At 70.9% G+C, this 18,581-nt stretch carries 9 protein-coding genes; 4 read left to right on the top strand and 5 right to left on the bottom strand.

The features are described 5' to 3' along the window. Window positions 1-5: 5 nt before the first annotated feature. Window positions 6-7,784: a ricin-type beta-trefoil lectin domain protein gene (locus ABT006_RS10360; RefSeq protein ID WP_350704924.1), complete on the bottom strand. Its 7,779-nt coding sequence runs from the start codon at window positions 7,782-7,784 to the stop codon at window positions 6-8. Window positions 7,785-8,236: 452 nt separating this feature from the next. On the opposite strand from ABT006_RS10360, the gene ABT006_RS10355 reads away from it, so the two are divergent. After that, complete coding sequence (locus ABT006_RS10355) at window positions 8,237-11,341, top strand: DNRLRE domain-containing protein (RefSeq protein WP_350704922.1); 3,105 nt, start codon at window positions 8,237-8,239, stop codon at window positions 11,339-11,341. A gap of 83 nt (window positions 11,342-11,424) precedes the next feature. Here the strand turns inward: ABT006_RS10355 and ABT006_RS10350 are convergent, their stop codons facing one another. Continuing rightward, complete coding sequence (locus tag ABT006_RS10350) at window positions 11,425-11,589, bottom strand: hypothetical protein (RefSeq protein ID WP_350704920.1); 165 nt, start codon at window positions 11,587-11,589, stop codon at window positions 11,425-11,427. Window positions 11,590-11,616: 27 nt separating this feature from the next. Further along, window positions 11,617-12,162, bottom strand: coding sequence for a GNAT family N-acetyltransferase (locus tag ABT006_RS10345; protein WP_350704918.1), 546 nt, complete (start codon window positions 12,160-12,162; stop codon window positions 11,617-11,619). A 50-nt stretch (window positions 12,163-12,212) separates the two neighbouring features. On the opposite strand from ABT006_RS10345, the gene ABT006_RS10340 reads away from it, so the two are divergent. Beyond that, entirely contained in the window at window positions 12,213-13,052 is an 840-nt protein-coding gene (locus ABT006_RS10340) for a YhjD/YihY/BrkB family envelope integrity protein (RefSeq protein WP_350704916.1), read from the top strand. A 159-nt stretch (window positions 13,053-13,211) separates the two neighbouring features. Here the strand turns inward: ABT006_RS10340 and ABT006_RS10335 are convergent, their stop codons facing one another. After that, the gene (locus ABT006_RS10335; RefSeq protein ID WP_350704914.1) at window positions 13,212-15,386 is read right to left on the bottom strand and encodes an MMPL family transporter; all 2,175 of its coding nucleotides are present in this window, start codon (window positions 15,384-15,386) and stop codon (window positions 13,212-13,214) included. Window positions 15,387-15,489: 103 nt separating this feature from the next. Here ABT006_RS10335 and ABT006_RS10330 point away from each other — a divergent pair, with 103 nt between their 5' ends. Together ABT006_RS10330 and ABT006_RS10325 are read left to right on the top strand one after the other, a co-directional pair. Beyond that, a complete protein-coding gene (locus ABT006_RS10330) occupies window positions 15,490-16,203 on the top strand; it encodes a TetR/AcrR family transcriptional regulator (RefSeq protein ID WP_350704912.1) in 714 nt (237 codons plus the stop codon). Window positions 16,204-16,263: 60 nt separating this feature from the next. Next, window positions 16,264-17,859, top strand: a complete 1,596-nt coding sequence (locus ABT006_RS10325; protein WP_350704910.1) for a phytoene desaturase family protein — start codon at window positions 16,264-16,266, stop codon at window positions 17,857-17,859. Here the strand turns inward: ABT006_RS10325 and ABT006_RS10320 are convergent. Beyond that, complete coding sequence (locus ABT006_RS10320; RefSeq protein WP_350705129.1) at window positions 17,840-18,487, bottom strand: TMEM175 family protein; 648 nt, start codon at window positions 18,485-18,487, stop codon at window positions 17,840-17,842. The two genes, ABT006_RS10325 and ABT006_RS10320, sit on opposite strands and share 20 nt — an antisense overlap. Window positions 18,488-18,581 lie beyond the last annotated feature (94 nt).

The raw sequence follows: 18,581 nt of genomic DNA, 5'->3' as shown, positions 1-18,581 counted from the left end.
CAGGGTCACCAGTCACGCATCCTCTGGAATCCGACAATCCTTGAGTTGAACACTCCGACCGACCCGGGCCTTAGGCCGAATGTATCAGCCTCGCGCTCCAATTTCAGATGCACATAATTCGGATCCTTACCAATCTCCGCCCCGGGTTTACCTGCCGAGATCAATGCATCACGAGTGCCCGAGGACATTTCATAGCGAACCAGGACAGTATACTTTTCGGCATTCCTGCCTCCCTTGCGTGCCGTCCTATACCTCAGGCCTTCAAGGTACTCCCGGGACTGCGTGACGAAATTCTCCGTACCCTTGACAGTGATCTCACCATTGGGGCCCAGCTGATTGAATTCCTTCTCACTCATCGCTCGATAGAAGGTTTCAGTGCAGTTGTGAACCAGGACCGGCGTGGCCCCCGCCAGCACATAGTACGTGTGGATGTTGGCGATGGTGAGGTTGTGGACGATGGCCTGCGGGACGCTCCAGCGAAGGATCGCCGTAATCTGGACGTAAGTGCCGGCGCTGGTCTGCAACCACTGGCCAGATCGCAGGTCGGTGGCGTCGATCCACTCGCCCAGTTCCGGCACCCAGAACGGGTGACCGTCGGTGGCGGTGACTTCGGCCGTGTTCGAGCCGCGCTCGCCATCGGTGTCGATGGTGACCTTCACCAGGTGTTTGACACCATCACCCTTGATGGTCGCGGTGACCGTCTCCACCTCGGTCCGGCCCGTCTCGGGGTCGGTGGCCTGGACCTTGTCGCCCGGTTTGACGTCCTCGATCGGCTTGGTGGAGCCGTCCGCCATGAGCACCTTGGTGCCCGGGACAAAACTGTTGGTCAGGCAGGAGCCGTCGTCCGCCCTGCCGGCGCCGCCACCACCGCTGGAACCGCCGTTACTGCGTGCGGAACTCCCCGAGGAGCCGCCGGGCTTGGAGCTTCCCTTGCCGCTACCACCAGAGCTGACGGAGGAGCCCCTCGGGTTGGACTTGGACTGGGCCTGTTTCTGGACCGGGTTGCCGGTCTTCTTCGTCGCGTTGGTCGCCTTGTTACTGGTCGTGTTGACCTTCTCGGCGGCCTTCTTCTTCGCCGCCTGCGCGGCCTTCTTCGCCCGCTCGATGGCGAGCTTCTTGGCGTTGAGCGCCGCGGCCTCCGCCGCGCGGGCGGCAGCCAGCACGGACTCGGCGGCCTTCTTCGCCGCCTGCCACGCCTTGATGGCGGAGATCGTCCGGTCGACGGCCCTGAGCACGGCCGGGATCTTGGCGACCTTGGTCCACGGGATCGCTCCGATGATGAGGCTGCCGCACGCCCACATGTCGCCGCCGAAGCAGTTCATGGCGTCGTTGATGCCGATGAACTCCTTCAGCACGTACCAGGCAGAGTCGAGGATCACCGACAGGAGTGAGCGCCCCATGTTGGCCTGCGCCTGGGCCACCATGGCCGGCGACAGGCCCGCGCCAGCCAGGGCCGCTGCCGTCTCCGATGCGGTCAGCGAGATCGACAGGCCGCTGGGGTCCGAGTGCGTCACCGGGTTGTTGTGCGCGTACGTGTACCCGTTGGACTGCGCCGGGTCCGCCAGGTCCAGGACCGGGTCGGCGGAGAGGAATCGCCCGACCTCCGGGTCGTAGAGGCGCGCCCCGAGCGGGGTGTAACCGGAGGCGTCGTCCCGGACCGCGCCGAGGAACCCGGCGTTGGTCTGCATGCCGGCGGCCTGGGACGCGGCACCGCGCTGGTTGCCGAACGGATCCTGCTTGCGGACCCGGGTCGGCATCGTGCCGTGGAGGGCGATCTCGAGGTACGGGCTGCCCTGGTGGTCGCCGGCGAGGGCGACGAGGTTGGGAGAAGAGGTGCTGTGCGCGTAGCGCATCACCGCGCCGCCCGGGGCGGCGTACGAACGCTGGGTGTTGACCAGCGCCCCGCCCTTCTGGACGGTGACCTGGGACTCGCCCAGGTTGAGGGTGGCCTGCCGTCCCTGGATCGTCAGGAGCCGGCTGCCGCCGGGGCCGTAGATGTGGCGGGTCTCGTCCTGCGCGTCCCACTGCTGCGCCGGGGCCGCGCCGTCGCAGGTGGCCAGCACGATCGGGGTGCCGTCGGCCGTGGCCGCGTCCTTGACGGCGAGGCACAAGCCGGAGGCGGTGTGCTTGAGCTGGTTCGTGGAGGTGCGCTCCAGGCGCTGCCCGGTCGCCGAATCGTCACAGGCCTGCAGTTGCAGCGGCGACCCGGCCGTGTTGGCCGTCGGCTGGACGCACCACTTGTCGTACGGGGAGAGGCTGCCCAGGTTCGGGTCGTCGTTGGTGATCTCGGTCGGGGTGAAGTTGAATCTCTGGGCGTTCGTGCCGTTGCACGTGTAGAGGTGGATCGGCTGGTTGGCCTTCGCCAGGTCGCCGTGGACGTCCAGGCACTTGTTCGCGTGGCCGACGTACGCGGTCCGGCCCTTGCCGCCCTGGCCGGTGATCCGGTCGATCTGGCCGTCGTGGGTCCAGGACAGTTCCTGCTGGCTGCCGGTGTTGGACGTGACGGACTTCGTCTCGCCGGTCAGCTCGTACAGCCGCGTCGCCACGGCGGTGACCTCGGCGTTCGCCGGGGTGGTGTAGGTCTTGGTCACCTTGGTGAGGGTGCGGGGCTGGCTGCCGTCGTCCTTGCCATAGGCGTAGGTGGTGGTCGCGTCCTTGGTGGTGACGCCATCCAGGTTCTTCTTCTCCACCAGCTGCGTGCGGTTGCCGAGCAGGTCGTACTCGTACTCCTGCCAGTAACTCGACTCGTCGGTGCCGGACGCCACGTTGAGGGTGCCGTCCGTGTTGACCGGGCCCGGGGCGCACGACGCCTGGTTCTTGGCCGTCCAAGCCGTCTTCAGCCGACCGAGCGAGTGCTGGAAGCACTGCCGTTCGGCGATGGCGGTGGCACGTTCCTGGATCGCAAGGATGTTGCCCGCGTCGTCGTACCAATAGGAGCGGTGCGAGACGAGGTTGGCGCCGCCGACGGACGGATCGTTCTTCTGCTCGCGGTAGACCTGCTGGTCGGTGAGGGCGCCGCTGGCGTCGTCGTACGAGGCCATGGTCCACACCCGGTACGGCTGCGCGCCGAGCGTGGAGCGCAACACCTGCCCGTACGGCGAGTAGACGGTCTCGGATCCGTACCAGCCGTTGCCGGAGACGGACAGCGGCAGACCGTCCTTCGTGTAGCGGACCAGGATCTTCTCGGCCGGGAAGCTGCCGACTGCGGGCAGCGTGGCCGACTCCTGCAGACCAGTGTCGGTGTAGGTGTAGTCGTACTGGTAGGAGGTCCGGAGGCCCCAGGTGTCGGCGACGGACTGCGGCAGCGTGAGGGTGGTGGACGTGGGCTGGTAGTCGTCGGTGTAGCCGCCGATGGTCTGTGTGTACGGCAGGCCGTCGGTGTATCGGGTCGCGCTCGCGGGCAGGCCCTTGCCGCCGGCGACCGAGTCGTAGGTGTACTCGGCCAGCAGCGTCCCGCCGCTGTCGCCGAGCCGCTGCTGCGTCGGGCGGGACAGCTCGTCGTAGCCGTTCCAGACCGTGACGTCACGGGCGTTGGTGACGGTCAGTTGCCGGTCCCGGTGGTCGTACGTGGTGCGGGTGGTGCCGGTGTCCGGATCGGTGGCCGTGGCCATCCGGCCGCGCTGGTCGTAGGTCCAGGTCCACGGACGGGTCGGGTCGGCGGAGTGGGTGGCCTTCACCATCTGGCCGCGCTGGTCGTACTCGTACCGCATCGAGGTGAAAGCGGTGTGGGCGGCGTTGGTGAAGGTGTCCACACGGGTGGTGCGACCCAGGGCATCCGTGTACATCCGGTAGGAGACCGCACCCGCCGGGTTGATCACCGTGGAGTGGTCGGCGCCGTACGTGTAGCTGGTGGCGCGCGACGGCATGGCGACGTCACGCAGGACGGGCGTCTCCTGGACCACGCGGCCGAGGCCGTCGTAGGTGTAGCGGGTGGCGTTGGGCACGGCCGTGCCCGCGAGCGGCGTGAACAGCTGGCCGATGGGTGACCCCTCGGCGAAGTAGGCGTTGTTGGTCTGCCGCACCTCGCCGGAGCTGTTGTACAGCGTGTCGGTGATCAGCCGGCCTCCGCCGGTGGCTTCCTCCTGGGTCTGCCGCTCACGGCCCAGACCGTCGTAGAGGGTGACGGAGGTCTGGATCCGGTTCTCGTGCCCCCGACTGAAGGTGGTGATGTACGGCGGCTTGCCGACGGGGGTCGCGTACTCGGCCCGGAAGTCCGGGACGGCCGTGGTGGACGGGGTGCGGCCGGGGCCCCAGGCCTCGACGAGGCGGCCCAGCGCGTCGTACTTTGCCTCGCTGACGCGGCCGTTGAGGTCGGTGGTCTTGAGGGTGACGGCGCGGCCCGGGTCCAGCTCCCGGACCTGCCTGTGCCCCAGCGAGTTCTCCTCGGTGACCGAGTACGCCTGGCCGACCGCAGGAGCGTAGGTGATTATCGACGTCTTGCCGTCGGGATCGGTGCGCGTGAGGACGCGGCCGATGCCGTCGAAGGTGGTGGTGCCGTCGTTCTGGAAGCCGGATCCGTCGGCCTTCAGCGACCAGGTCTGGGTGGCGAGCCCTCGGGTGGTGCTGCCGAGGGCCACGCCGTAGGCCTGGCCGTCGTAGCCGACGCGGCCTGCGGCGCTCAGCGTTTTCAGGTCGTCGAAGGTGGCGGCGGCGCAGGTCGTGGGGCTGCTACGGGTCTGCTTGGTCAGGCCGATGAGGTTCTTGTCGAGGTGGTGGAGGTACTCGACGAAGGTGCAGGACTCGTCGCCGTCCCTGCCGGTGTCGCCGAGGGACTCGATGTGCGTCGGCAGCCCATGGGTCGTCTCGTAGGTGGTCCGGGTCTCGACGGTACGGAGGGTCCGGTCGTCGTCGCCGGTGCCCGAGGACTTGGTGTACGAGACCTGCCGGGGCTCGGTGACCCGGTAGGAGCGCAGCGGGCTGAGCCCGTCGTCGCGCGTGCGGGTGGCGAGTTCCTGTGCCTCGGGGAAGGTGACGCTTCGGGTGAGCCACGCAGTGTCGGCGTCGTCGGCGCTGGCGTAGGTGAGCTCCTCGGCGACACGGCCCGCGAAGGGCTCCTTGTCCTTGGCGATCTCCGAGCCGGCGATGTCTGTCATGGACACGGAGTCGCCCATGCCGCGGAAGTAGCGGGTGACGGACTTGGTCCGCTTGCTGCCGATCTCCGGGTCGTCCGCCCCGGTGAAGACGGTGGTCTGCGCGAAACCGGCGAACTGGGAGTAGGTACGAGTCGACTTCTTGGTGAACTCCTGCTCGGCGAGCCGCCACCCCGGGTTCTCGTACGCGTACCGGGTGGTGGTGCCGTACGCGCCGTCCACGGCGGGAAGTTCCTCGACGCTGTCGACGACGTACTTGTGGAACCAGTCGATCTCCTCGGCCGCCGGGTCCGGGTGCCAGAAGGCGGGGTAGCACAGCCGGTCGTTGGCCTTCAACGCGGCGGTGTCGTCCTTGCCGGGCAGGCCGGTACCGGTGGCGCAGGCGCCGACGGGCTGCTTGTAGGTGACGACCGTCTCGCCGCCGTACTCGTTGATCACGCGGGCGACGCGGAGCCGGGAGAAGCCGGGGCGGTTATCGCGCTTGACGCGGTTCGGCATGTCCTCGGCGTTGGGCTCGAAGCGCACCGCGTTGAGCGTGGCCTTGTCGTCGGTCGCGCCGCTACGGCCATGACCGGTACGGGCGATCGACTCCAGCCAGAGGGCGGTGTTGGGGCCGGTCCTCAGGACCGGAAACGACTGCTTGAGCTGGTACTCGTCCACGACCTGAAGGGCGGTCGTCTCGGGACGCCGCTGCGTCGAGGTGGTGATCTTGTCCAGGCGCTTACGGGTGAAGAACGACGGCGAGGCGTTCCAGCACTTCTGGTCGTCGGCGCACCGCAGGTCGGCGGGAGTGTCGTACCAGATTCGGTACTTGTTCGGGTCCGTGCTGGCGAAGTTGGCCTCGGAGCAGGTGAGGGAGCCCTCGGCGAAACAGCGCTCCTCGACGGTGAAGGAGACCTGCGCCAGGGGTGCGGCCGAGAAGAGGGTGTCCCGGCGCTGCCCGTAGTCGATGCGGGTAAGGTAGCCGCCCCGGTCGTACACGACCGGGTCCTTGAAGTTGAAGTTCCGGGCGTAGTGGTTCGTCTCGCGGGCCCACCACAGGGACATGGCGTTGCCGTGGATGTCCTCGACGTAGTCGAGGGACCACCGCCAGGCCTGGGTGCAGACGGAGCCCGCCCAGTTGCCCTCCTTGTAGCAGTCCTCGTCCGGGTGATTGCCGTACACCGGCACGGTGAGGACGGAGTTGGTGACCGGGTCGTCGGCCGCGGTGCCGTTGTCGGACCAGCCAGGCAGTCGATGGCGGCCAAAGTGGTAGCGAGTGCCGTCCCGGGTCGTGACGATCCAGTATTCGCCGTCGGCGTCGCCGTTGGCCAGGCCGGCGTCCTTCACCAGTTGGACCTTGGAGCCGTCACCGTTGGCGGTGAACCAGGCATTCTTGGACTTGTCCCAGACCAGCTCCGTAGTCATGCCGGCGAGGGACAGCGTGGCGTTGTCGGAACCCCAGCACAGGTCGGCGGTCCGGTGGGTGGCGTTGTTGGCACCCGGCTTCTTCGAGTCCTGCCGACAGTTCGCGTAGCTGCGGGTGATCGCCCCCGCGTTGTAGTCCCAGCCGTCGCCGATCCAGGAGGCCTGGTTGTTGGTGGCGGAGGTGCGACCGTCCACCGACTGCGACGAGTACGACAGGGCCACCTTCGGCATCAGGCCGCCAGCCGTCTCCGGTACCTGCACCTGGTACGAGTAGGTGAACGCGCCGGAGGAGGCGCCCGCAGCCCAGGAACCCGAGGACAGCAGGGGGGTGGCGGTGTAGTCGCCGGCCGCCGAGGCGCCGGTGTCCAGCACGCCGACCACACTCGAGTCCGTCGAGGTCTGGGCCGCGCGGCTGGAGGACCTGGTCGCCGAGGAGGCTGCGCCCTCTGCGCCGAGCAGCGGGCCGACTGGCACACTGCCGGTGACGACCCGACGGGTCGGCGCGTCGCCGGCGGCCCTGGCGCGGGTGGGCGCCTTCTTGGCGGGCACCAGCTCCACCTCGCTGGACACCGCCCGCGCGGGGTCCGCGCCGGGAGCGGCGAACATGGTCCCCGTGCCGCCATCGGCAGCGCAGTCGCCGGTGTCGGGGGCGTCGTAGACGCAGTCGGGCAGCAGCATGACGCCGAAGCGGTCGGCCGCCTGCGGGCCGTACAGGTCGGCGAAGGGCGTGTAGTCCACGCTGAGGGCGACCTCAGCGGTCGGGTCGGCGGTGGCCGGCGGCGTGATCTTCATGATCAGGCCCGACACGCCAGCGACCTGGGACGCCTCGGGGGCGGCGAGGTCGACGGTCCAGGTGCCGGCGAGGGCAGCCGGGTCACCGCCGTCCGGCACGCCGAGGGCCACCGGCAGGTCGTCGACCGGTTTGGTGGCGCCGGGTGCGAGGCCGGTGAGGTCCACGGCACCGCTGTCCTGCTGCCACGGCGTGACAGCCTGCGGCTCATACGGGACCACCGGAACCGGGTCGGCGGTGGTCAGGTTCGTCTCGGCGCTCTCGTCCTGCCCGACCCGCTCGCTCTGCGGAACGTCCGGCAGGTCGAGCCGGTTCGCCTCGCGGCTCATGCCGGGGCCGGGCACCGCCCACGCCTCGGCGGGCAACATGGTGCCCACCAGGATCGTGGACAGGGACAGCACCATCGCCGTACGGGCACGACGCCACCGGGGGTGACTTGGTCCCGTCGGGGTCCGTCGGCCATGCCACCGCCGGGACAGCAAACCGGTACCACGCATGCGCGTCGACCCCCACCAGGCGCGAAGACGAAAGAGAAGGCGCGGAAACACCGCGAGAAGGGGCACGCCCCAGGTGCGGTACGTGCGTGAGCACTCTGCGCCACGAGGAGCCCCTGCTCAAGATCGCGGAAAGTGACGGAAGCGAACATAGAGTGATCTCCGCCACGGCGTTATGGGGATGAGGGCCACCGATGTCAACGATTCGGGCAGATGCGGGTGGGACGGCTCGATCCCGTCACTCCACACGGCCAAAACCGCCCACAAGATTGATTTCAGACGTAGCGCATAGTTAACCCGGGCCGGACATCACGAATTCATAACGTTCGCGGGATGGACGAAAGGCCCCTGCGCCGTGCGATCGTGTGCCCGCGTTCTGCCCCACGGCCCGCCGGACGGGGCTGCCTTTTCGTGCCTTCCCCCTGTCCGCCTGGCCTCACGGGAGTAGACCCGCTGTGACTGTGTCTCGCCTGCTCAGCCCGTTCGTGCGCACCCGCACGAGGCTTGCCCTCACCCTGGGCCTCCTGCTGGCCGCACTCGTCGCCGGTCTACTGCCATGGTGGCCGGGGACCGACAAGCCCCGGACGGCCATCGCCGCTGTGCCGGCACCCGTCCCTCGGGACGAGGCGACCGCCATGGCCGACGCCCGCCGCACGGGCAACGACGTACTCGTGGAGACGGCCACGAGCGCCACCTCGCTCACCTGGGCGCTCCCCAGTGGACAGCTGCGCACCACGATCCACGCGACGCCCCAGCGGGCGAAGGATGACACGGGCCGGTGGGTCGGTTTCGACAACACGCTGACGCGCGCTCGGGACACCACTGGTGACCTCGAGGTACGCCCGGCGAACACCCCCTACCCTGTGCGCTTCTCCGGCGGCGCCACCGCAGCCGGGAGTGCCGACGACACCGGAACCGTCCTGGCCGAGGTGGACGTCGACGGCCACAGAATCGCGTACACGTGGCCGGGCCCGCTGCCCGAGCCGGTGCTCGACGGCCCGCGCGCCCTCTACCCCGACGTTCTTCCCGGAGCGGACCTGCTCGTCGTCGCCCGTCAGGAGGGTGGCTTCGGCCAACTGCTGATCGTCAAGAACCGGGCGGCCGACACGATCAGGGCCGTCAGCGCCGTAACCTACGGCCTGCGTTCTGAGACCCTCGTCTTCCGCCATGACGCGACCACCGGCGGTGTCCGGGCCCTCGACCGGGTCAGCGGAGAGGAGATCAGCTCGATCCCCACCCCGTTCGCCTGGGACTCCGCCGGCCGGGACCCTGGAGCGCCGGACGCCACTCCCCGCACCGCGGTGGCCACCGCCGCCGACGTATTGTCGCTCTCCGGCCTCAGCGGCGCCGAGCCAGGCGCCCGCCAGGCCCGGATTCCCACCCGCCTCGACGCCGACGGCACCGGCGACGCCCGCCTGCGCCTGGACGCCGCCGCCACCGGCCTGCTCACCGGAAAGGACGTGCGCTTCCCCGTCTTCCTCGACCCAACCCTCATCACCGGCAAGCAGGCCTGGGCGACCGTCTACTCGCAGCATCCCAACACCAACACCTGGAACGGCACCAACTTCAACTCCGGCACCACCGACGCCCGGGTGGGCTACGAGGAGCTGACGCCGCTGCGGGCACGCTCCTTCTGGCGGATGGGCTACAGCAGCAGCCTCGAGGGCGCGACGGTCACCTCGGCCAGCTTCAAGGTGCTCAACAACCACTCGTGGAACTGCACGGCCCGTGAGATGCAGCTCTGGCTCACCGACGCCATCTCCTCGGGCACCACGTGGAACAAGCAGCCGGCGTGGAGGACGTTGCAGCAGAAGCGGTCCTTCGCCTTCGGCTACGGCAGCAGTTGCAGCGACGACTACGTGAGCTTCGACGTGAAGAACGCGGCCCAGCAGGCTGCCACCGGCGGCTGGTCGAGCATCACGCTCGGCATGCAAGCCACCAGCGAGTCGGACACGCTGACCTGGCGCAAGTTCAAGGTCTCCTCCGCGGAGCTGAACGTGGTCTACAACCGGACGCCGAACGAGCCGACGAACGGCACCACATCGCCGGGTGGCGCCTGCGTGCCCGGCCCCGGTGGCGGCGCCACGGTGGCCAAGGCCAACATCGTCCTCTCGGCCACCGCGACCGATCCCGACGGCAACCTGTCGGGTCTGCGGTTCCGCTTCTGGAAGAACGGCACGACCGCTCCCGCCGGCACCCTGGTCACCAGTCTGAGCAGCGGCAAGGGCAGCCTGACGATCCCCTCCACCAGCCTGGAGGACAAGGCCATCTACTCGTGGGACGTGCGCGCCGAGGACTCGGCGGGCGCCTCGTCCTCCTACTACCCGCCCGGCACCGAGCCCTGCCGCATCACCATCGACGCCTCGGCACCACCGGCGCCGGACGTCACCAGCGAGGTGTTCAAGCAGGCCACCCCCGACGGTGCGACCTGGTCGACGGTGAAGTTCGGCGAGACCGGCCCCATCACGTTCACCGCCGCCGGAGCGGTCAGCTTCACCTACTCCTTCGAGAGCGTCGGCACCGTGCCGGTGCAGGCCACCGCAGGCACCGCCACCGTGCCCGACCTGAAGCCGCGGCACGCCGGCCCCACCACCCTGCACGTGTACGCCTACGACGCGGTCGGCAACCGGAGCGTCCGCACCGACTACTCCTTCTACGTGCCGCCCAGCGAGGTGGGCGACGCGCCCGGCGACACGGGCGGCGACGGGATCGCCGACCTGCTCCTCGTGGACTCCTCGGGCGACCTGCGCAACTACGCCGGCGACGTGGGCGGTGAGCTGTACGGCTGGCTATCCGCCTCGTACAGCGGTGACCAGAGGCTGAACCCGACGGGTCACTGGTTCGACCCGGCCACCGGCAAGGCCGCCTTGATCACCAAGCACTCCGACGCCTACCCGGGTGACGGCGTGACCGATCTGTTCGCCCGGACTCCGGACGGCGGCTTCTGGCTCTACCCAGGTGACGGATACGGCAGCTTCAACGTGGAGAACCGGCTGCGGGTCCTGCTGCCGTCCAACGCGCCGAACCCGGCGACCTGGACGCAGATCAAGGCGGTCGGCGACATCACCGGCGACAAGCTCCCGGACCTGGTCCTGCGGGCCGGGCCCGCCTTCTGGACCCTGAGCGGCTACACGGGGGCGAGCTTCCAGCAGGCGACGTTGATGGAGGGCACCGCATGGGCCCGCCGGGAAGTCGTCAACGTGGCGGACGCGGACCTGGACGGCACGCCGGACCTGCTCTGGCGCAACCTGGACAACGGCAACATGTACGTCCGTCACGGGAAGCCGGGCTCGACGCCGGGCAGCGTGAACCTGGATTCGCTCAAGCAGGCCGCCAACTCCCGTGACGGAGACGTTTCCTACGGAACGAACTGGACGGAAGCGAACATGAGCGCGGTCATCAGCATTCCGGACGTGAGCGGGGACGGGGTGCCCGATCTCTGGGCCCGGTCCGGGACGGACGGGATGATGCGGATCTACCACCCCTCCAAGACCAGCGTCGGGAATCCGGTGAAGGTCGTCCTGGGCGAGGACTGGAGAGGCGTCAAGGCCTTCGGCTAACAACGCGAAGCCGCTGACATCACGACGGGCCTGAACACATACTGTTCAGGCCCGTCGTCTCCTTCGCGATTGCCGTGGCCAGCTCACGGCACTCGCCGGCACATGAGCAGGCCCCCGAAGACCAGCCCCGCCGGCGCCGACAGCAGGGCCACGCACGGGCAGATGCGGAACGGCAGCGGCGTCCGACGGTAGGCCCGGCGCAGACCAGCGGTGAGGCGGCGGTCCGGCTGCGTCTCGAAAGTGATCATCACCCCGAAAGGGGATACGGCGGGCCGTCAGGCATCGGCCTGGCGCACGAAGGTCTCCACCTCCTCGCCGCCGTACCAGTCGGTGCGGCGGCCGACGTGGGTCATGCCGAGCCGGCGGGCCACCGCCATCGACGCCTCGTTGCCGGGCGCCACGACCGCGTAGACCTGCCGGGTGCCGGCGGCGAGTTCCCGCGCCACCACCGCCCGGGCCGCCTCGGTCGCGTAGCCGTGACCCCACGAGTCGGGGTGCAGGTGCCAGCCCACCTCGATGTCCTCGGTCGGCACGTTCTCGTCCCGCCCCGGCAGCGGCTTGAGCAGCACGGTGCCGGCCACCACGCCGGTGTCGCGGACCGCGATCGCCCAGGTGCCGTATCGGCCGCCGTGCCCCGCGTGCCGCTTCCGCCACAGCGCGAGCCGGTCGGCCGCCTGCGCCGGGGCGGTCAGGGGCAGGCCGGTCGCGTTCAGCCAGCGGGTCACCTCCGCCCGGGAGTAGAGGTCGAAGATCCGGGCCAGGTCGGCCGGGTCGGCGGTCCACTCCCGCACGACCAGGCGCTCGGTGGTGAGCACGGTCATGGCGGGTGATCCTATGAGTGACGCGGGGCGCGGCGGGGAACGAGAGCGCGATGGGTGGGGGCTGGCGGCGGGCGAGGCGGGTCACCCGTGCCGCGTTCCGCCCGCTGCGCGGCCGGGACCTGTCGCTGCACGCCGCCGCCATCACCTTCTACGGGGCGATCGCCGTGGTGCCGGTGGCGCTGCTGGCGATCTGGCTGACCTCGCTGGTGGCGGGGGCCGACCGGGTCCGCCGGCTCACGTCGCACGCCGTGGCGACGCTGCCGGACGCGATCGGCGCGCCCCACGCGGTGGCCGCGCTGGTCGAGGCCGGGGTGGGGTTGACCACGCTGCCGGCGTTGGCGTCGCTGCTGCCGGCGTCCCTGTACGGCGAGGGGCTGCGCCGGGCCTTCGTCTCCGTGGCCGACGGGCACGCCGACGAGTCCCTGGTGGGCTGGCGCGGCCGGCTGCTGCTGCTCCCCCTGCTCGCGCCGGCCCCGGCCCTGCTGCTGTCGATCCTGGTCGCGCTGCCGACGACGACCCGGCTGGTCCGCCAGGGCGGGTTGGCCGGCGCGCTGGGCGTGGTGCTGTCGTTCCTGGCGGTCTGGCTGGTGCTCACCCCGGTGCTGCTCTGGGTGTTCCAGGTGGTCGGCCCGGCGGCGCCGGACTGGCTCTCCGCGCTGGGCGTCGGCTCGTTCACCGCGGCGAACCTGTCCGGGTTCCTGCACGGCTTCGTGCTCTTCGCCTCGCTCCCGATCGACCTGGGCGTGCCGTTCGGGGGCTTCGACGAGATCGGGGCGGGGGTGGCCGTCCTGCTCTGGCTCTACGTCTTCCATGTGATCGTGCTCGCCGGCTACTCCGCCACGCTCGCCCTCTCCCGCTGGCGGGCGGCCCGCGCCCGACCCGCCGGATGAGCGACCAGGAGGTTCCGCCCAGCCGCCGGATGAGCGACCAGGAGGTTTCGCCCAACCGCCGGATAAGCGACCACGGGGCGTTCGTCCGACCCGCCGGATGAGCGACCACGGGGTCCGCGTCGGACGCGGACCCCGTGGTGGATGGCGGCGACGGGCCGGTCAGCGGGTGTGGGCGGGGTCCTGGGGCGCCGGCTCCGGGTCGGCCGCCTCGCGGATGCCGTAGCGGCGGTAGACCCGGCCGAGCGGGCCGGGGGCCCACCAGTTCCAGCGGCCCAGCAGCCGCATGGTGGCCGGCACCAGCAGGGCCCGGACCAGCGTCGCGTCCACCACGATCGCCACGATCATGCCGATCCCGATGAGCTTGACGTACGCCATCCCACCGGTGGCGAAGCCGGCCACCACGACGATCAGCAGCAGCGCGGCGGCGGTGATGATCCGGCCGGTGTGCTGGAGCCCGGCGGCCACCGAGGCGGCGTTGTCCCCGCTGCGGTCCCACTCCTCGCGCACCCGGGAGAGCAGGAACACCTCGTAGTCGGTCGCCAGCCCGAAGAGCACGGCGAGCATGAGGATCGGGTTGCTGGGCTCGATGAACCCGGTCGGGGTGAAGCCGAGCAGGTCGGCGAGGTGCCCGTCCTGGAAGATCCAGACCACCACGCCGAACGAGGCGCCGATCGACACCAGGTTCATCAGCACCGCCTTGACCGGCAGCACCACCGAGCCGAAGGCGAGGAAGAGCAGGACCAGGGTCGCGGCGGCCATGAGCAGGGCCATCCAGGGCAGCCGGTCGCCGAGGCTGTCCAGCAGGTCCCGGTCGGCGCCGGGCCGGCCGCCGACGAGCACCTCCGCGCCGGCCGGGGCGGGCAGGTCGCGCAGCGCCCGGACCACGTCCTGGGCGACGTCGCCGGTCGGCTCGCCGGGGTAGGTCACCGTCAGCAGCGTCGAGGTGCCCCGGCTGGCCGCCACCTGCACGCCGGTCACGCCGGGCACGGCGGCCACCCGGTCGGCGAAGGGCTGCGCCTGCGCCGGGGACGCCCCGGACACCAGCACGTCGATCGGCGCGACCGTGCCGCCGGGGAACTCCGCGGCGATCCGCTCGGAGACGACCCGGGGCGTGGCGTCCGCCGGCAGCACCCGCTCGTCGAAGCCGCCGAAGGTGATCCGCAGGAACGGCGTGGCGAGCAGGAGGAGCAGCAGGGTCACGCCGACCAGGTAGCGCACCGGGCGGCGCATCACGCTACGCGCGATCCGGGCCCAGGCGCCGCCCGTCTCCCCCGCCGCCGGCCGCCCGGCCCGCGCCCGGCGCCGCCACGGCAGCGGTACGCGCAGCGCGTCGATCCGGTGGCCGAGCACCGCGAGCAGGGCCGGCAGCACGGTCAGCGCCGCCAGCATGGCGACCAGCACGGCGGCCATCCCGCCGAGCCCCATCGAGCGCAGGAACGCCTGCGGGAAGATCAGCAGGCTGGCCATGGCGAGCGCGATGGTGAGGCCGGAGACCAGCACCGTCCGGCCGGCAGTGGTCATGGTGCGGCGGATCGCGGCGGGCGTGTCGTGACCGGCGGCCAACTCCTCGCGGAACCGGCTGACCACGAAGAGGGCGTAGTCGACCGCCATGCCCAGGCCGATCAGGGTGATGACGTTGATGGCGAAGATCGACACGTCGGTGACCAGGTTGACCAGCCGGACGGCGACGAACGCGCCGAGGATGGCCAGCCCGCCGATCAGCAGCGGAGTGGACGCGGCCACCAGCCCGCCGAAGATCAGCACGAGCAGCACCAGCAGCACCGGCATGGAGAGGATCTCCGCCCGGGTGATGTCCTCGGTGGTCTGGCGGTTCGCCTCGTGCAGGAACGCCACCGTGCCGCCGACCTCGGTCCGTACGCCGGGCGTCGTCAGGGCCGGTCGCAGGTCCTCGTACGCGGCGGTCTTGCCGTCCTCGTCGGCGGCCCGTAGCTGGACCAGCGCGTAGGTGGCGCGCCGGTCGGTCGACAGCAGCGCGGGCGCCTGGGTGTCGTACCAGGTGACGACGCTGGTGACCTCGGGGCGCCCGCGCAGACCGGTGACGGTGGCCGTGACCGGGTCACGGAAGGCCGGCTGGTCGACGGTCGCCCCGTCGCTGGTCCAGAGCACGACCAGGTCCGCGCCCTGCGGCCCCAACTCGGCGGTGATCCGCTCGGCGGCGCGGCTGGACTCGCTCGCCGGGTCGTCGTATCCGCCCCCGGTCAACTGCCCGAAGACCCCGATCCCCCAGGTCGAGCCGAGCACGACCACCACCAGGGCGGCGGCCAGCACCGCCCAACGCAGCCGCACCACCGCGCTTCCCCACCAGGCGAACATTCGCCTCCCCCTCTGTCGACGGCTAAGCTGTAACCATCGCTCATTCAAGTGAACGCCGTTTACTATGGCAACGGGGTTCGCTTTGGTCAAGGGGGTTAGCCGTATGCCCACACCGTCCCGACGCGAACGCCTGCGCACCGCGACCGTCGCCGAGATCAAGGACGGGGCACGGCGGCTGTTGGTGACCGGCGGGGTGGAGGCGGTCTCGTTGCGGGCCATCGCCCGGGACATGGGCATGACGGCGCCGGCCATCTACCGCTACTTCCCCAGCCTGGAGGCGCTGGTCGCGGCGCTCGCCGGCGACCTCTACGACGAGCTGCGGCTGCGGCTGGAGGCGGCCCGGGACGACGCCGGGGCCGAGCCGGTCGACCAGTTGCTGGCCATGGGCCGCGCGTTCCGCTCCTGGTCGGTGGCCCACCCCGCCGAGTTCGGGCTGATGTTCGGCGTCCGGGCCCCCGGGCTGGACGCCTTCGTCGACGACTGCGTCCACCCCGACCACCCGGGCGCCCGGTTCGGCGCGGTCTTCGTGCAGCCGATCTTCGACCTCTGGCACCGCGCCCCCTTCCCCACCCCGCCCGCCGAGCTGCTCCAGGAGCGCCTGGGCGGGCGGCTGGAGCCGCTGCGGCTCAGCCACGGCGAGGTGCCGATCGAGGTCGCGTACGCCCTGCTCTCCGGCTGGACCCGGCTCTACGGGCTGGTCGCCATGGAGGTCTTCGGCCAGCTCGCCTGGGCGGTCACCGAGGCCGAGGCACTGTTCGAGCTGGAGCTGGCCGCGTTCACCGCCCAACTGCGCGCCGATCCGCCGGCGGCGAGCTGACCCGGCGACCGGCGGCGAAGGGCTGACCGGCGGGGCCGGCGGGCACTAGGCTCCCCCGGCATGAGCGACGAGCTGCCGACCCGGGCCGACGTGGTGATCGTCGGGTCCGGGCACAACGGTCTGGTGTCCGCGATCCTGCTCGCCCGCGCCGGGCTCGACGTGCTGGTGCTGGAGGCCGCCGACGTGATCGGCGGGGCCACCCGGACGGAGAACCCGTTCCCGAAGGTGCCCGGGCTGCGCCACTCCACCGGCTCCTACCTGCTCGGGTTGATGCCGCCGGAGCTGCTCGCCACGCTGGACGTGCGCATCCCGGTGCTGCGCCGCGACCCGCACTACTTCCTGCCCACCCCGGGCCCGAAGGGATCCCCGTACCTGCTGTTCGGCAGCGACACCGCGGCCACCCGGGCGCAGCTCGCGGAGTTCTTCTCCCCCGCCGACATGGCCGCCGACGACGCCCTCCAGGCCGAACTGGCCGCGCTGCGCGCCGACCTCGCGCCGGTCTGGCTGGCCGACCCGCTGCCGGTCGAGGAGACCGCCGAGCGGTACGTCCGCCCGGCGCTGCGGCAGGTCTTCGTCGACCTGGTCCGCGGCTCGGTCGCCGACCACCTCGCCCGCTTCGACTTCCGCTCCGAGCTGCTGCTCAGCATGTACGCGGTGACCGACGGCCTGTCCGGGCTGAACGCCGGCCCCGACGACCCCGGCACCGGCCACAACTTCCTCGTGCACAACATGTGCCGCCTGCCCGGCTCTGACGGCACGTGGATGATCGCCGAGGGCGGCATGGGCACGGTGTCCCGCACCTTCGCCGAGGCCGCCCGGGCCGCCGGCGCGACGATCCTGACCGGCACGCCGGTCAGCGCGATCACCCTGGCCGGCGGCGCGGCCAGCGGCGTGGTCCTGGCCGACGGGCGGGAGGTGGGCGCCCGGGTGGTGCTCGGGGCGTGTGACCCGTACCGGCTGATGGACCTGCTGCCCGACGGCGCGCTCCCGGCGCCGCTGGCCGACAGGATGGCGGCGGTCCGCCGCCCCGGCACCACCCTCAAGCTCAACCTGGCGCTGACCGGCCTGCCCCGCTTCTCCTGCCTGCCGGCGGACGCGCCGAGCCCGTTCGGGTCGACCATCCACCTGCTGCCCGGCTCGACGTCGCTGATCGGCGGGGGCGGCGAGTCGCCGATGGCGGCGCTGCGCGCGATGTGGGCGGACGTCCAGGCGGGCCGGCTGCCCGAGGAGCCGACGATCGAGTGGTACCTGCACACCACCGTCGACCCGTCGCTGTCGGACGGGCGGGGGCACCACTCCTCGGCGCTCTTCGTCCAGTCGGTGCCCTACGAACTGGCCGGCACGACCTGGGACGAGGCGCTGCCCGGGTACGTGGAGCGGCTGGTCGGGATCTGCGAGCGGTACGCCCCCGGCACGGCCGACCTGATCGCGGACGCGGTGCCGCTGCCCCCGCCCGGCATCGAGGCGCACTTCGGCATCACCGGCGGACACATCCACCACGTCGACAACACCGTCTCGTTCACCGACCGGATGCCGTACGCCACCGGCGTCGACGGCGTCTACGCCGGCAGCGCCGGCTGCCACCCCGCCGGCAGTGTCATCGGCGCCGCCGGCCACAACGCCGCCCGCCGCATCCTCACCGACCTCGGCCGCTGACCTCGCCGCCGTCCTCGGCGGGGGGCAGGTCGCCGGGGCGGCGGACGAGGGAGAGACCGAGAAGCAGCAGGTAGAGAACGAGGCTGAGGATCGGGTCGACGAAGACGAAGGCGAAGGCGATCAGATAGAGCAGTGGGCGCAGCAGCAGCCGCCGCGCGACCGCCCGGGCCAGCCGGGGATCCAGGTCGGGGTGGAGCAGCCTCCGCCGCCGCGCCCACCACCAGCTCAGGTTGAAGAAGACCGACTCGCCGAGCACGCTGCCGAAGTAGAGGGCGGCGGTCAGCCGCTGCTCGGTCGGACTGCCACGCAGGTTGTCCGACAGCAGGTCGGCGGTGAACGGGATCGCGGCCACGAAGAGCAGCACGAGCAGGTTGAACACCAGCAGCACCTGGTCGACCCGGACCACGTACCGCCACATGTTGTGGTGGCCGAGCCAGATCTGGCCGGCGATCCCGAAGGTGATCACGTACGCCAGGTAGGACGGCCAGGCGTGGGCGAGGGCGTCGGGAAGCTCCCTCCCGCCGGCCCTCGCCGGGCCGTTCTGGAGCAGTTCGACGGCCATCACCGTCAGCACGACCGCGAAGACGCCGTCGCTGAACGTCTCCACCCGGGAGGCGTCCCGGGCCATCTCCCGGTCGCGCCGGTACCGGTACCCGCTCTTCTCCGCGCCCTCGGCCACGCCGCCCCCTCTCCGACCTGATGGTCACTCGGCGGGGGCGGTG

The organism is Micromonospora sp. NPDC002717 (assembly GCF_040295705.1).
GTDB lineage: Bacteria > Actinomycetota > Actinomycetes > Mycobacteriales > Micromonosporaceae > Micromonospora.
Note: the sequence above shows the minus strand (reverse complement) of the source record. Positions and strands in the feature narration are given on the sequence as shown.